The 15247-nt window shown below is 71.0% G+C and carries 11 protein-coding genes; 6 read left to right on the forward strand and 5 right to left on the reverse strand.

All coding sequences use genetic code 11. From position 1 onward, the window contains the following. The first annotated feature begins 47 nt into the window (after positions 1 to 47). Positions 48 to 1166, forward strand: coding sequence for an alpha/beta hydrolase family protein (locus tag ITI46_RS04805; protein ID WP_209238143.1), 1119 nt, complete (start codon positions 48 to 50; stop codon positions 1164 to 1166). A gap of 17 nt (positions 1167 to 1183) precedes the next feature. Here ITI46_RS04805 and ITI46_RS04810 read toward each other — a convergent pair whose 3' ends face one another. Continuing rightward, positions 1184 to 3661: a SpoIIE family protein phosphatase gene (locus ITI46_RS04810; protein WP_209238114.1), complete on the reverse strand. Its 2478-nt coding sequence runs from the start codon at positions 3659 to 3661 to the stop codon at positions 1184 to 1186. A 383-nt stretch (positions 3662 to 4044) separates the two neighbouring features. On the opposite strand from ITI46_RS04810, the gene ITI46_RS04815 reads away from it, so the two are divergent. Then, complete coding sequence (locus ITI46_RS04815) at positions 4045 to 4596, forward strand: COG4315 family predicted lipoprotein (protein ID WP_209238115.1); 552 nt, start codon at positions 4045 to 4047, stop codon at positions 4594 to 4596. Between the two features lie 81 nt (positions 4597 to 4677). Beyond that, positions 4678 to 5424, forward strand: coding sequence for a sulfite exporter TauE/SafE family protein (locus ITI46_RS04820; RefSeq protein WP_209238116.1), 747 nt, complete (start codon positions 4678 to 4680; stop codon positions 5422 to 5424). A gap of 70 nt (positions 5425 to 5494) precedes the next feature. Here ITI46_RS04820 and ITI46_RS04825 read toward each other — a convergent pair whose 3' ends face one another. Then, on the reverse strand, positions 5495 to 5896 hold the full coding sequence (locus ITI46_RS04825) for a DUF5997 family protein (protein ID WP_209238117.1): 402 nt from the start codon (positions 5894 to 5896) through the stop codon (positions 5495 to 5497). Positions 5897 to 5954: 58 nt separating this feature from the next. Between ITI46_RS04825 and ITI46_RS04830 the strand changes: the two genes are divergently transcribed. After that, positions 5955 to 6716 carry a LysR family substrate-binding domain-containing protein gene (locus tag ITI46_RS04830; protein WP_209238118.1) on the forward strand — a complete coding sequence of 254 codons (762 nt, stop codon included), beginning with the start codon at positions 5955 to 5957 and terminating at the stop codon, positions 6714 to 6716. 71 nt (positions 6717 to 6787) lie between these two features. Here ITI46_RS04830 and secD read toward each other — a convergent pair whose 3' ends face one another. From secD to ITI46_RS04845, 3 genes are all read right to left on the reverse strand, one after another. Beyond that, a complete protein-coding gene (secD, locus tag ITI46_RS04835; protein WP_209238119.1) occupies positions 6788 to 9271 on the reverse strand; it encodes a protein translocase subunit SecD in 2484 nt (827 codons plus the stop codon). A 256-nt stretch (positions 9272 to 9527) separates the two neighbouring features. Further along, entirely contained in the window at positions 9528 to 9962 is a 435-nt protein-coding gene (locus tag ITI46_RS04840) for a hypothetical protein (protein ID WP_209238120.1), read from the reverse strand. 110 nt (positions 9963 to 10072) lie between these two features. Continuing rightward, positions 10073 to 12742 (reverse strand): BRCT domain-containing protein, encoded by a 2670-nt coding sequence (locus ITI46_RS04845; protein WP_209238121.1) that lies wholly within the window; start codon positions 12740 to 12742, stop codon positions 10073 to 10075. Positions 12743 to 12850: 108 nt separating this feature from the next. Here ITI46_RS04845 and ITI46_RS04850 point away from each other — a divergent pair, with 108 nt between their 5' ends. Then, positions 12851 to 13417 (forward strand): DUF2165 domain-containing protein, encoded by a 567-nt coding sequence (locus ITI46_RS04850; protein ID WP_209238122.1) that lies wholly within the window; start codon positions 12851 to 12853, stop codon positions 13415 to 13417. 347 nt (positions 13418 to 13764) lie between these two features. After that, the gene (locus tag ITI46_RS04855) at positions 13765 to 15171 is read left to right on the forward strand and encodes a glycoside hydrolase family 6 protein (RefSeq protein WP_209238123.1); all 1407 of its coding nucleotides are present in this window, start codon (positions 13765 to 13767) and stop codon (positions 15169 to 15171) included. Positions 15172 to 15247: the final 76 nt, after the last annotated feature.

Raw genomic sequence — 15247 nt, forward strand, 5'->3', positions numbered from 1 at the left:
CGGACCGGCGGCCCCTCACGGACCGGCGGTCCCTCGCCAAGTCCGCGATGGTGGGCGCAGCCGCTCTGCTGCTGCCCACCGGGGGCGGTGTGGCCCGCGCCGCTGACAGCGGCGGCTTCGCCCTCCGCCTGCCCGCACCGACCGGCCCGCACCGCCTCGGCGTCACCGTGCTGCACCTGACCGACCGCTCGCGGCGCGACCCTTGGCAGCCGGACAGCGCCCGGGAGGTGATGGTCTCGGTGCTCCACCCGGCCCACGACGTCGGCGGCTCTCCCGTCGCACCGCAGATGACGGCAGGCGCCGCCAAGAGCTTCCAGCAACTCGCTCCCCTCCTCCACCCGGGGCTGCCGCAGAGCGGGGTGGACTGGGCGGCCACCATGACCCACGCACACCCGGGCGCACCCGCGCAGCCCGTACGGCGGCCGGTGCTGCTCTACACGCCCGGTGGCGGCGATCCGCGCACCCTGGGCACCTCGGTCGCCGAGGAGTTGGCGAGCCACGGCTGGGTCGTGGTGACCGTCGACCACCCCGGCGACGCCACCGAGGTGGAGTTCCCCGACGGCTCCATCCGGCAGACCGTCTTCCGCGGAAACCCCCGGGAGGACCCGGCCCTCTTCCGCACCGTGATCGAGACCCGGGTCGCCGACACCCGGTTCGTGCTGGACCAGCTGGAAGCTCTGGCCGCCGGACGCACCGGGCTCGGGCGGACGCTGGACCTGCGACGGGTAGGCGTCTACGGCCACTCGGCAGGCGGAACGACCGCGGCCGAGGCGATGTACGAGGACCGCCGCATCCGGGCGGCGGTCAATATGGAGGGCTTCTTGGACCACCCGGACGGCGAGCTGTTCCCGGTCGCCCGGCAGCAACTCGACCGGCCACTGCTCCTGCTGGGCAGCGACGGCTTCACGGAACGGAGGGAGCTGGAGCGCTCCTGGTCGGTCGTACGGGGCGCCCACCGGCGGCAGCTCCGCGATGCCGCGCACTGGGTGTTCACGGATTACGCGTCGCTGGCACCGCAGTTGCAGAAAGCCGGACTCATGTCGGCCCAGGCGCGCACCAGTCTGGTCGGGGGCATCGCTCCCGAGCTGTCGGTGCCCACGGTGCGCGGCTGGCTGCACGCCTTCTTCGCCCGGCATCTGCGGACACCCCGGCCGGCACGGAGCTGACGGCTCCGGCACGGGGGTCACCGGGCAGGGACCTGCTCGGGTAGCTCCGCGGGGACTTGGGCCGGGGCCGGGAGGTCCTGCTCGGCCCAGATGAGTTTGCCTCCCTCCGTGTAGCGGGTGCCCCATCGGCGGCTGAGCTGGGCGACCAGGAAGAGACCACGTCCTCCCTCGTCGGTGGTCCGCGGGTGGCGCAGCCGCGGAGAGGTGCTGCTGGCGTCGGCCACCTCGCAGATGAGGACCGAGTGCCGGATCAGGCGCAGTCTGATCGGTCCGGCACCGTGCCGGATGGCGTTCGTCACCAGTTCGCTGACCATCAGCTCCGTCGTCAGCACCAGCTCCTCCAGCCCCCACTCGGCCAGCTGGCGGGCGGCCATGGACCGGGCCTTGCCGACGATGGCCGGCTCGCTGGGCAGATCCCAGGAGACGACGCGGCTCGAGGTCAGGGCGTGCGTACGGGCGATGAGCAGGGCCACGTCGTCCGACGGCGGGCTGGACAACAGGTTGTCGAGCACGGCCGTGCTCAGGCTCTCCAGCGGGAGGTCGGGCTGTGCCAGTACGGTCCGCAGGCAGCTCAGTCCCACGTCGATGTCCGCGTCGCACGCGCTCATCAGCCCGTCGGTGTACAGGGCGAGGAGGCTGCCTTCGGGCAGCTCCAGCTCGGCGGACTCGAAGGGCAGGCCCCCCAGTCCCAGCGGGGGTCCGGCGGGCAGATCGGGGAAGGTGACGGTGCCGTCCGGGTACACCACGGCGGGCGGCGGATGGCCGGCCCGCGCCATCGTGCAGCGCTGGGCCACCGGGTCGTACACCGCGTACAGGCAGGTGGCGCCCAGCACGGTGATCGCGCTCGCCTCCGGCCGGTACTCCTCCTCCGTGAGGCGCATGACGAGGTCGTCGAGGTGGGCGAGCAGTTCGTCGGGCGGCAGCTCCATGTCGGCGAGCGTGTGCACCGCGGTACGGAGCCTGCCCATGGTGGCCGCCGCGTTGATGCCGTGGCCCACCACGTCACCGACGATGAGGGCGACTCTTGCCCCGGAGAGCGGAATCACGTCGAACCAGTCGCCGCCGACGCCGTCGTGCGCGCCGGAGGGGAGATAGCGGGACGCCACCTCGATGGCCGTCCCGCCCCGGAGGGCGTGCGGGAGCAGGCTGCGCTGGAGGGTGAGCGCCGCGGTGTGCTCGCGGGTGTAGCGGCGGGCGTTGTCCACGCACAGCGCCGCCCTGGAGACCAGGTCCTCGGCCAGCAGCAGATCGTCTTCCTCGAACGAGGTCGGATACCGCCAGCGAACGAACGACGCGACGCCCATGATGGTGCCGCGCGCCCGCACCGGGACGGCGATCAGGGAGTGCATGCCGAACTGGCGGATCTTCTCGACTCTGGCGGGGTCGTCCTCCAGCCAGCGGCTGCTGCGATCGCCCAACTTCCGGTCCAGCAGCGCCTCCCCGGTCCGGAACGCGCGGACGAAGGGCGCGTACTTGTCGAAGGTGACCTGCTCCCCCCGCTGCACGACGGACTCCGGGGTACCCTCGCTGACCGACCGCAGCCCCGAGCGCCGGAAGACGGGAAGGGCGCCGACCGGACCCGGCACGGGCTCCTCGCCGCGCACCACCGATTCCACCAGGTCGACCGTGACGAAGTCGGCGAAGCCCGGTACGGCGACATCGGCCAGTTCCTGCGCGGTGTGTTCCACATCGAGTGTGCTGCCGATACGGGTACCGGCTTCGTTGATCAGCGTGAGGCGTTCGCGTGCCCGCCACCTCTCGGTGACGTCCATGACCATGTAGCACAGCCCCATGACGTTGTCGTCCGCATCGTCCAGGCGGAAGAAAGAGGTGGAGTAGGCGTGCTCGCGCTGCGGGTCGGCCAGCGTCCATCCCCGGTACTCGTAGTCGATCACCGGGTTGCCCGTCGCCAGCACCTGCCGCATCTGCGCCTCGAGCGCGTCGGTGTCCAGGCCGGGGAGGGTGTCCGCCAGCCGGCGCCCCAGCCGCTCCTCGCGCGGGACGCCGCCGCGGCGCTCGAGCGCGTCGTTGATCCACACATACCGCAGGTCCGGACTGAGGACGGCCATGGCCAGCGGCGACCGGGTCAGAAACGCTTCGAGCACCGAGCCGCCCAGCACCCACGAGGGTGCCTTCCCCAGGTCGACTGCGGTCACCAGCCAGGAGTCCCGGCCGTGTTCGTCGGAGAGCGGGCAGGCGCGCAGACCCACCTCGACCGGTCGGCCGCTGCGGTGCCGCAGCGTCGCCAGCCCCGACCAGCCGCCCTGCGCGCGGCTCTGCTCCCCCACAGTCGCCGCCCGGGACACGTCCTCGGGCGACGTCAGCAGATCCTCGGCGGACCGGCCCACCACCTCGGCCGCGCGGTAACCGACGAGAGTCTCGGCAGCCGGGGTCCACGCCGTAATAGTGCCCCGGGCATCGAGCACCGCCATACCCGGGTCTGCCTCGTCCAGCGGCCGGAGAGGTTCGCTGGGAATCCCTTCGGAAGAAACCATGAACCGCCGCCCTTCTGGCGGGTTTCTTTCCCTTCTTCAGTCTACGTGCCACCCCATTCCCGCGCCGTGCGCTTCCCCGGCCACCGGAACGACCAGCTCTTCGATTGCCGAGCGCGACTTTGCGACCACATTTCGTGAGGGAATCATCCGGAGCGGGGCATGCTGAACGCATTCGTCGCCGGTCGCCGCAGCGGTGATTACGAAATGCTGTGAATCGCGGCGGAGAGTGGGCGAAGTCCCCCGGTTGCGCCGGTGTCCCGAGCCGTTTTACTGAGAACAGGCGCACTGAGCCGAGCGCGCAAGCGCACAGGCCCGCACGCCCATGCGTGCCGCTGGTGTCTGCGCCGGGGGGCGAACAGGCCGTAAGAACCGAGAGGATTTCCATGGCTACGTTCACGAGAATCTCGATTCCCCTTGCCGCCGCGGTACTGCTCGGCGGGACAGCCGCCGGGACCGCCGGGGCAGGGACAACCGTTTCCGCGCCCGAATCGGTGCAGTCCGAGCAGAGCAAGTCCGGGGCAACGGCGGACACGGTGAAGGTCAAGAAAGGGAAGTACGGAAAGATACTGGTGGACGGAAAGGGCAGGACGCTCTACCTGTTCAAGAAGGACAAGAAGAACAAGAGCAACTGCCACGGTGGCTGCGCCAGCGCATGGCCGCCCATGACCGTGGACAAAAAGGCGCAGGCAGGCAAGGGGGTCAAGAAGTCCGAACTGTCCACGACGGACAGAGGAAACGGCAAGAAGCAGGTCACCTACCACGGTCACCCGCTCTACCGGTTCGCGCAGGACGAGAAACCCGGGCAGACCGAGGGCGAGGGCCTCAACCAGTTCGGCGCCAAATGGTACGTCGTCGACACCAAGGGCAAGGCCGTGGTGCACAAGCCGAAGCACGGTGGCTCACCGAAGCCGAAGGACAGCCACGGAGGCTACTGAGGGCCCGGCCCCGAAGTGACATGAAAGCCCTGCCCGGGGCCGCCAACCGCGGCGCCCGGGCAGGGCCGTAACGTTGCCGCCATGATGGGGTGGGAGGGCGTACTGATCGCCGCCGCCGGCGTGTGGGCCGGCGCGATCAACACAGTGGTCGGTTCCGGCACTCTGGTGACCTTTCCGGTGCTCGTCGCGCTCGGCTACCCGCCGGTGACCGCGACGACATCGAATGCCATCGGGCTGATCACCGGCTCGGTCACCGGCGCGTACGGATACCGGCACGAGCTGGTGGGCCAGCGCAACCGGCTGCTCGGCTACGCGGTGGCATCGTTCCTCGGCGCCATCTGCGGCACCGTGCTGCTGCTGTCGCTGCCGCAGGACGCTTTCGAGGTCATCGTGCCGTGGCTGGTCGGCTTCTCGGTCCTCCTGGTCGCACTCCAGCCACTGGCCGCCAAGCGGCTCCGTGACCGGGACGGCGAGAACCGTTCGGGCCCACTGCTGTACGTCCTCGTCTTCCTCATCGGCGTATACGGCGGCTACTTCACCGCAGCGCAGGGCATCATGCTGGTCGGCGTCATGGGACTGCTGCTCGTTGATCCGCTGCAGCGGATCAACGCGTTCAAGAACACCCTGGCCGCCGTCGTGAACGTCGTGGCGGGCGTCATCTACGCCTTCGTCGCCCCGATCAGCTGGCCGGTCGTGGGCATCCTCGCCGCGAGTTCCACGGTGGGCGGGCTGCTCGGTGCGAAGGTCGGCCGCAGGCTTCCCGCGGCCGTGTTGCGGGGCACCGTGGTGGTCATCGGGGTTGCGGCGGTTGTCCGGTTGCTGATGTAGGGCTGGTCCTGCATCCTTTCCCCGCTGCGCTCGGGCAGTCTCCGCCAGGGGGCGGGATGGGCAGGCGCAGTCAGGAACGCTCCGCGTTCTTCTCCCTCTCCTGCAGCCGCTTCTGCTTCAGGCGCGCTGCTTCCCTGCGCACCTCGGCCTGCGTGGCCCGCTCCTTGAGCAGCCACTCCGGGGCGGCGCTCTTCAGCTCCTCGATCTGCTGAGTGGTGAGCGGCTCGGTGATTCCGCCGCGCGCCAGGCCCGAATTGGAGACTCCCAGCTTCGCCGCGACCACCGGACGGGGATGCGGGCCGTCGCGGCGCAGCTCCCGCAGCCACTCGGGCGGGTCGGCCTGCAGCGCCTTCAATTCGTCGCGCGAGACGACGCCCTCCCGGAACTCCGCGGGCGTGGCATCGAGGTACACACCCAGTTTCTTCGCCGCGGTCGCGGGCTTCATCGTCTGGGTGTTCTGGTGCGACGTCATGGTGTCAAGCATATCGAGCGTGTGTGCCGGTCCCGACCACGCCCGGTAGCCTGGCCACGTGACAGGCTCCGAAGCACCCCCCACGTTCCGGCTCGCGTACGTCCCGGGCGTGATCCCCACCAAGTGGGTGCGGATCTGGGAGGAGCGACTGCCCGATATCCCTCTGCATCTGGTGGCGGTCTCCGTCGCCGAGGCACCCGATCTGCTGCGCGGCGGCGGCGCCGACGCGGGGTTCGTACGGCTGCCGGTCGGCGGTACGGATCTGAGCGCCATCCCGCTCTACACCGAGACGACGGTGGTCGTGGTCCCGAAGGACCACATCGTGGCGGCGGTGGACGAGGTGACCACCGAGGACCTGGCCGACGAGATCGTGCTCCACCCCCTCGACGAGGTGCTGGACTGGGAGCGGCGTCCGGGGGTGCCCGCCAAGGAGCGGCCCGCCACGACGGCGGACGCCATCCAGCTGGTGGCGGCAGGGGTGGGACTGCTCGTCGTTCCGCAGTCGCTGGCCCGCCTGCACCACCGCAGGGACCTCACCTACCGGCCGGTCACGGACGCCCCCCAGTCGCGGGTCGCGCTGTCGTGGCCCGAGGAGAAGACCACCGACATGGTGGAGGACTTCATCGGGATCGTCCGCGGGCGGACGGTCAACAGCTCACGCGGCCGCCGCCCCGCCCCGGCCCAGCCGAAGGAGAAGCGGGCCGACGCAGGGAACGCCCGGCGGAAGTCCACAGCCCACAAGCCGGCCGGCAGAGGCAGGCGGACAGATTCCGGCGGTGGCAGGGGCGGCAAGCGCGGCAAGCCGCGCCGGAAGTCGTAGCGCGGAGCGGGCGCGCTCGCGGGGGTCGCGGCCGGAGGGCCGCTCCGGCCGCGAGCGTCTGCGCCGGACGGCTACACCACGGCGCCCGAGCCCTCCCTTCCGCGTTGCCGGGCCGTCGGCTCGCGGCGTGGTGCGGGCCGCCACTGCTCCAGTGCGACGGCCAGCGGGGTGGCCGTCAGCACGGTCGAGGCCATGCCGAACACCACCCCGGCCAGCAGCGCCACCGAGAAGTCGGTCAGCGAGTCGCCGCCCAGCAGCGCGAGGGCGACGAGGATGAACAGCGCGCCCATACCGGTGTTGACGGTGCGCGGCAGGGTGCGGAGGACCGCGGCGTCGGCCAGGTCGGGAAGCGGCGTCGTACGGTCCGAGCGGCGCATGCCCCGGAGCCGGTCGAGGACGACCACGGTGTCGTTGACCGAGTAGCCGACGACCGTGAGCAGCGCCGCGAGGAACACCCCGTCCACCGGCTTGCCGAGCCAGGCGAACAGCCCCACCACCAGCAGTACGTCCTGCACCATCGCGGCCACAGCTGCCGCCGCCAGGGTCCAGCGGAACCTGACGCTCAGATACAGCAGTTGGGCTCCCACAGCGATACTCAGCGCGAGCAGCGCCTTGTCCCGCAGCTCGCTGCCGAGGCTGGGCCCCACCAGTTCGTCCTGCTCGACGGAGACTTCGCCCCCGGCTGGCTCCAAAGCCTCCCGGATGTGCTCCCGTTCCGTGTCGGTGAGCTTTTCGGTGCGTACGGAGATCCCGCCGTCGCCCGCCTCCTGCACCACCGCGCGCGGGAAGCCCGCGTCCGCCACGGCGCTGCGTGCTGTGTCGGCGTCGACGGACCGGCTGGTGCTGTACTCCACCAGCCGGCCGCCGGTGAACTCCACGCCCAGCTCCAGCCCTCGGAGCCCGATCCCGGCCAGCGCCACCAGTACCAGTCCGGCCATGACGCTCAGCCACAGGCGGGGACGGCGCGCGAAGCGCGGCTTGCGCGCGGTCAGCCATGCCCGCAGCCGGGCGTCACCGGCCAAACCGGTGAGCGCGGGCCGACGCCGCACCCACGGGCGCCGTACCGCCCAGTCGGCGAGCACCCGCGTGATCACCATGGCGGAGATCATCGAGGCGAGGACACCCAGCGACAGCGTCACCCCGAAGCCCTTGACCGGCCCCGTGGCGAAGAAGAACAGCAGCCCGGCAGCCAGCAGGGTGGTGACGTTCGAGTCGATGACGGCGCTGTACGCCTGCTGGAACCCGGCGCGCAGCGCCCGCCGCAGATCCGGTCCGCGACCCCGTTCTCGTCCCCGTTCCCGTTCTTGCGCCCGCTCGTGCTCCCGCCCCCGTGCGCGCTCGGATTCCCGCTCCCGCCGCGGCTTGTCCGGCCGTGGGCGCGGGCGGTTGTACTCCTCGCGGGCCCGCTCGAAGACGAGGACGTTGGCGTCCACCGCCATCCCCACGGCGAGCACGAAACCGGCGAGCCCCGGCAGCGTCAGTGTCGCGCCGAGCGCGACCAGCGACGCGTACGAGATCAGTCCGTACAAGCCGAGGGCGAGCGTGGCGAGCGCCCCCAGCAGCCGGTAGACGACGGTGATGAACACCGCCGTGCACACCAGTCCGATGACGGCGGCCTGAGCACTCGCCCGGATGGCGTCCGCGCCCAGCGTGGGGCCGACCGTCTGCTGCTCGACCACGTCCACCGGCACCGGCAGCGCGCCGCCTTTGACGAGAGCCGCCAGGTCCTTGGCCTCCTCGGCGCTGAAGTTGCCGGTGATCTGGGTCGACCCGCCGGTGATGCCGGTGCGGCAGGCCACGCTGTCCTGGATACGGGGCGCGGAGACGATCCGGTCGTCCAGGACGATCGCCACCCGGCGCTGGGGAGCGTCGGCGGGTTGGCAGGCGGCCCGACCGGTCAGTGCGGCCCACTGACCGGCGGCTGAGTCCCGGAAGTCGACGGTCACGCTCCAGCCGTTGCCCTGCGCGGTGTCCAGCTGCGGCTCGGCGTCCTTCACCCCCTCACCGGTGAGGGCGGTAGGCCCCAGCCGCAGATACAGGCCCTTGGCGTCCGGATCGGGCAGGGTCCTGCCGCGCCCCTTGCCCTCTTTGCCTGCCTTGTCTTCCGTTCCTTCCTTGCCCGCCTTCCGCTGGGCGTCCTTCGCTGGTCGGCTTCCGGTCTCCTCCGCCACCGGGTGGAAGGTCAGTTGGGCGGTACGGCCGATCACCTCGGCGGCCTCCCGGGGGTCCTGCACCCCGGGCAGTTCGACGACGATGCGGTTCTCCCCCGCGCGGGAGAGCGACGGTTCGGCCACGCCGAGGGCGTCCACGCGCTGGCGGAGCACCTCCAGGGCACGATCGGTGGCGGCGCGGTCGGCGCGGACGCCGGGGCCGTCGCGGGTCTCGAGAACGATGTGGGTTCCGCCCTTGAGGTCCAGCCCCAGCCGGGCCGGGGTCGTCAGGGCGAAGAAGAGTGAGATTCCGACGACAACGAGTGCGAGCAGCGCACGCCACAGGGGCGCACGGGAACGGTGCGGGGCACCAGCGGTACGAGTACGGCGAGGCGTACGGGACAAGTCCACTCCAGGCTGAAAGGGCACCGCGCGACACACGCGGCACACATGGCAGCCGACCGCTCACTTCCGCCGCAGCCACGCATCGTGACAGCGCTGCGGAGGTACTTATGAAGCCCTTGCCCGGCACCGCCGCAGGCGCCGTACAGCGGCAACAGCTGAGAACAGCAGACCGCACAGCGGTACGACGCACGGCCCGTACAGCCCGGACAGCAGGGCGGCTCGTACGGACGGCGTGGAAAGGAGTCGGCCGACTCGGTCAGACGTCGAGCGGCGCGCTGGGCGGGCCCCGGCTGGTGCGTGGGTCGTAGGCGGAGCGCGGCGGCGCGCGCTCCTGCGGCGGGCCGTCGGCGAACCGGCCTACGAGCGGTTCGGAGGCTGTCCCCGGCGCGGCAGTCGGCACGGCCGGAGGGTGAACGGGATGGCCGGGCAGCAGTGCCTCATGCGGCGCCGTCGCGGTGGCGCCGTGTACGGCGGTCTTCCGCCGTACGTCGGGCCGGGAGCCGGTGAGGCGGGCCTCCCCGCTGTGGTGTGCTCCCCGGTCCGCCGTCACAATGACGGACGAAGGCGCGCTCGCCTGCACCGGAGCAGCTGCCGCACCGATGCCTGCCACAAGCAGCAGAGCGCCCCAGAGGAAAGTGAGGAACGCGGACGCGGAACGGCGCGAGGGCACACCCACCGAGCGCGGCTGCATGCTCCCTCCCTTCCCCGTCGAAACGCCAGGCCAGTGCGCGCCAGTCTACGCAGACGCCCCTCGCACACCAGCCGTGCAGTTCCCCGCGCCCCTTCGGGGCGGGGTGCTCGTCACCAGGGGGCGTAGTAGTGCCCCGTGGTGGCGCGCCACAGTGCGGAGAAGGCGGCCTTGGGCCGGTCGTTGTAGTCGTCGTCCGGGAGGTTGCCGAGCAGGTCCAGCACGGCGCTGAGGTGCCCGCAGTCGGCGGCCTGCGCGATGAGCTCTTCGGTTGGCCTCTCGCGTTTGGCGCGTGGCGTCCTGAGCAGCTCGGCGTGGGCCGCGGCCAGGGCTGCGACGTCTTCGTCGGTCGGTGTCGGCGGCAGCGGCCTCCGCGGTGCGCCGTCGGCGATCGCCTGGGCCCGTTCGTAGCTCTCGTCGGGTATGTACCACGAGTCGGAGAGCCACGAGCGGAGCAGATCGGGTCTGCCGAGCTCGACCAGCGCCTGGATCATGCCCGACGGCCGGTTCCTGGGCGGGACGCACGCTTCCATGAACTCTTCGGCCAGGTCGAGCCGGCCGGTGCTCAGCAGATGGAGCAACCAGGGCTCGCAGCGGAGGCTGTGGGGACCGTTGATCCGGCGGTCCTCCTCGGGCAGCGTCCACAGCGACCGCGCTTCGTCCACGCGCCCGCACTCGGTGAGTGCCCAGATGACCGCGAGGCGGTTCTGCCAGGCGTTGGTCTCCGGCTCGATCGCCTCCCGTGCGCGGGTGAACCACGTGTCGGCGGCGGCCGTGTCTCCGAGGGCGTGGTGTGCCCCCGCCACCGCGGAGGCGACGCGGGCGACGTTATGAGCGTTGAGCACCGCCTCGACGTCCGATTCGGCGAAGTCGAAAGCCGTGCGGGCCTGGCGGGTGAGTCCCGCGCCGGCCAGGACCATGGCGACCTCGGCGGACGCCGCGACGCGCTCGTCGGCGTCGCGGATCGCCTCCAGCAGTTCCGCCGCCCCCTCCGGCTCACCTCGCCGGGCCCGCAGCCGTGCCGCGTGCCGGAGGCTCTCGTCCACGGCGAAGTTCCAGCCGCTGCCCAGCGAGGAGACGGAGTCCTTTGCCGCCGAGAACAGGTCGTCCAGCGTCGCGGTGTCGGGCGGTGGCCACGCCCCTTCCTCCAGGGCCTCGGCATTCCCCTTCGCGGCGTGCTCGGCGCCGGCGGCCGCGCTCCTCTCGACATACCTTCGGACGAAAAAGCCCAGGCCGTCCTCCCCCAGCCGTTCGGCGGCGGTCCGCGCGTCCGGTACGACATCGAGCCCGCCCCACCGCACCGGCCAGGCGAAACGCCGGTCGACCGACCAGGTCAGCACCGCCTCCAGCGCCTCCCTGCGGTCCGGCGGCGCGATGACGACGCCTTCCTCGAACGCCGCACACCACGTCTCCGCATCGAGCGCGAAATCGACGTTCCCCTCCTCGCATGCGTAGTCGTCCTCGAAGATGCGAGGGCCTGGCGGTTCGAGAAGGAAGGTGAACTCGGACAGCACTTCCCCGGTGTCGGGCCGCTGGAAAGTCACCCCGGTCGGGCCGACGGAAATGCGCACTCCGCCCGACTCGTCGGCCACTTGGGCTGCGTCCCCGATAGCGGCCTCCGGCTCGTCGTCCTCCGGCTCCTCATCCTCCGTCGCCCAGCTGACGTGTCTGCTGAGCAGGTCGACGACCAGGTTCCGTCGGTGCCGGTGGTCGTACACATACAGCCGGCTGCCGTCTTGCGACCAGTCGGCCCCGCTCTCCAGCCACAGCTCGTCGCCCTTCTCCCAGAAGTCCTCCGGGAACGTCTCGCCCAGCAGATACGGGTGCGAGGGCGAGGCGTAGCCGGGCAGCCAGAACAGACTGCCCGCCTCCAGCGGAACGACGCAGCCCTGGATGGCTCCCGAGCACCCGGTACCGATGAACGCGCTCCGGCCGTCAGGTGCCAGCGCCCATTCGGGCGGCCGGTTGCCGCCGTCCGTCACCGACGCGCTGGCCAGCGGACGGGTGTACGTGGCGCCGCCGAAGGGATCGAAAACGCCTACCTCGTTGGTGTTGTAGGCGAGTCCTACGCGGGTGCTGTCGGCCGACCACTGGATGACGTCATCGTGGCCGGGCCAGCCGACGCCGCCCTGGATATGGTCCAGGACGTTGACGCAGCGGCCGGTGGGAACCTCCCAGATCTGCAACGCCCCACCACGGTGGTAGTCGTCGCCGACCCAGCTTCCGGTGGCCAGATAGCGCCCGCACGGGCTCAGAGCGTACGACTCGATCTCCGTGATGTGGCCGTACGGATGCTGCAGCCGGGTGCCGTCCAGGGCGCGGATCCGGTCGGTGGCGAAGCGGTGGGCCTCGGTGACCCCGTGCGTGCGCTCGAGCTCCAACAGCCGGTCCCGGAGTGGCAGCAGGTCCCGCCCGGTCACGAAGGCGGACCAGTCGGCCTGCTGGAGAAGGCCGAGCAGCGTCTCCGGGCCGGTGGCCGAGGCAAGCGACGCGTGATCCGCGAAGGGCGCTGTCCCGGCGGTGGACTCGTCCGCGTCCGAGTGCTGGGTGGCGCCCTTCAGCACCGCGCGCAGCGTGTTCGTGTCGTAGACCGGGATGCCGAGCATGCTCGCCTTGCCGACCTTGGGCCCCCGCGCGTCGGGCGCGGCGAAGACCACGTCCGTCCTTCCTGAGACCGCACTCGACACCCGTGCGCCCCGCGCCTCGAGTCCGGCCTTGGCGGTCGCGCGCGACAGGCCCGGGAACCGACCCATCAACACCGCTGTCTTCCCCCGTAGTTCCATGGCCGCGATCGTAGGGCCGCCCACTGACACTCCGGCCGGTCCGGCGAGGGGTACCAGGTTGCTCCGGGCGGCCTTCTGCGGTGGAGCGTGCTGCCTCATAGTCGGAGCATGAGCGTCTCTCCGGATCATCCTCCCCGCCCGCACGACGGGACCGCCACCGCCCCACCCCGCGTCCGCTTCGGCGTCCGCGAGGCGACGGCCGCGGTGTTGACCGCCACGGTCGCCCTGTACATCGCACTGGTCGCGTTCGGGAACATCACGGACTTCGACACCAACAGACAGTTTGTACGCCACGTACTGGCGATGGACACCACCTTCCAGGACGACGATCTGATGTGGCGGGCCATCACCTCGCACGTCTGGCAGGACGCCGCCTATGTCGCGATCATCTGCTGGGAGACCCTGGCGGCGCTGGTCCTGCTGACCGCGACGTGGATGTGGCTGCGGCGCCGCAACCTGCGCCGGGCCCGGGTCCTGTCAACTGCCGGTCTGCTGATGCTGCTTCTGCTGTTCGGAGCGGGCTTCATCGCCATCGGCGGGGAGTGGTTCTCCATGTGGCAGTCCGAGAAGTGGAACGGACTCGAGGCCGCCACCCGCGTCGTCCTGCTGAGCGGACTCGCCCTGCTGACGGTGCAGTTGACGAGCGACCGCCCGGGCGAGACGGATTCCGCCTGAAACCGGCGACTGGGGAACAGCCGGCGTCGGCCGCCTCCTGACCACCGAATACCGCCGGCCGAATACCGCCGACCACTGTGCCCCGGCTGTGGCCGGGGCACAGCGCTGCCCGGCGCGCAGCGCCCGGACCAGCCGTGCGCGCCCCCTTGCGGAACTGGCGTACCGCGCTACCGTCCGTGGGAGCGCTTCCATTTGAGTAGGCCAAGTGCCGCGTCGGCTCTATGGGAGCGGTTCCATACCACCACGGGGGTTTCACGGGAGCCCGCGCGAACCCCGGGCCCTGAAGGGCGCCAAGGGTCCGCGGGACATCCCGCACCACAGCAAACCGTTGGAGGGAACAACACCCCATGAGACAGCTCGCTGAACGACCCCGGAGCGGCCGCAGCCGCGGCCGCAGCGCGGGACGGCTCGCCGGTACCGTCGCCGCGGCCCTCGCGCTCACCGTCGGCCCGCTCGGCGCGGCCGGCTTCGCACAGGAGACCGGCTCGGACGTCCAGGCCAAAGTCGACAACCCCTACGAGGGCGCGCAGTTATACGTGAACCCGGACTGGTCGGCGAAGGCCGCCGCCGAACCGGGTGGCGACGCCGTCGCGAACGAGAGCACCGGCGTGTGGCTCGACCACATCGCGGCGATCGAGGGCACATCGGACGCCATGGGCCTGCGGAAACATCTGGACACCGCGCTGCAACAGGCCGACGGCAAACCCATCGTTGTTCCGCTGGTCATCTACGACCTGCCCGGCCGGGACTGCGCGGCCCTCGCCTCCAACGGCGAACTGGGGCCGGAGGAGATCGGGCGGTACAAGAACGACTACATCGACCCGATCCGCGACATCCTGCAGGAGTACTCGTCCCGCACCAATCTGCGGGTCGTGACGACGATCGAGCCGGACTCGCTGCCGAACCTCGTCACCAACACCAGCGGGCAGCCCGGGGGCACCCCCGAGTGCGACACGATGAAGCAGAACGGCAACTACGTCGAGGGCGTCGGTTACGCCCTCGCACAGCTCGGCGCGGTCGGCAACGTCTACAACTACGTGGACGCGGGGCACCACGGCTGGCTCGGCTGGGACAGCAACCTCCAGCCGTCGGCCAATGTCATGTTCGAGGCCGCCAACGCGAGTGGAGCCACCCCCGCCGACGTGCACGGCTTCATCGTCAACACCGCCAACTACAGCGCGCTGAAGGAAGAGAACTTCTCCGTCACCGACACGGTCAACGGCCAGACAGTACGGCAGTCGGAGTGGGTGGACTGGAACCAGTACGTCGACGAGCTCGGCTTCGCGCAGGGCTTCCGCCAGGCCGCGGTCTCGGCCGGCTTCTCCTCCGACATCGGCATGCTGATCGACACTTCCCGCAACGGCTGGGGCGGCTCGGAGCGGCCCACCGGCCCCGGGCCCAACACCTCGGTCGACGCGTATGTGGACGGCGGGCGCTACGACCGGCGTATCCACGTGGGCAACTGGTGCAACCAGGCGGGCGCCGGTCTGGGCGAGCGGCCGCAAGCCTCGCCGGCCGCCGGTATCGACGCGTATGTGTGGATGAAGCCGCCGGGCGAGTCCGACGGGTCCAGCACCGAGATCCCGAACGACGAGGGCAAGGGCTTCGACCGCATGTGTGACCCCACATACCAGGGGAACGCGCGCAACGGCTACAACCCCTCCGGAGCGCTGCCGGACGCGCCGCTGTCCGGCAAGTGGTTCCCGGCCCAGTTCCAGCAGCTACTGAAGAACGCCTCCCCACCGGTTTCCTGAACCGGACGACTGCTCCGACGCCCAGCGCGCGATCACGACGGCCGGGCCCGCACTCGCGGGCCCGGCCCCTCCGTGT

Origin of the sequence: Streptomyces oryzae (assembly GCF_017676365.1) — a bacterium.
Classification (GTDB): Bacteria; Actinomycetota; Actinomycetes; order Streptomycetales; family Streptomycetaceae; genus Streptomyces; species Streptomyces oryzae.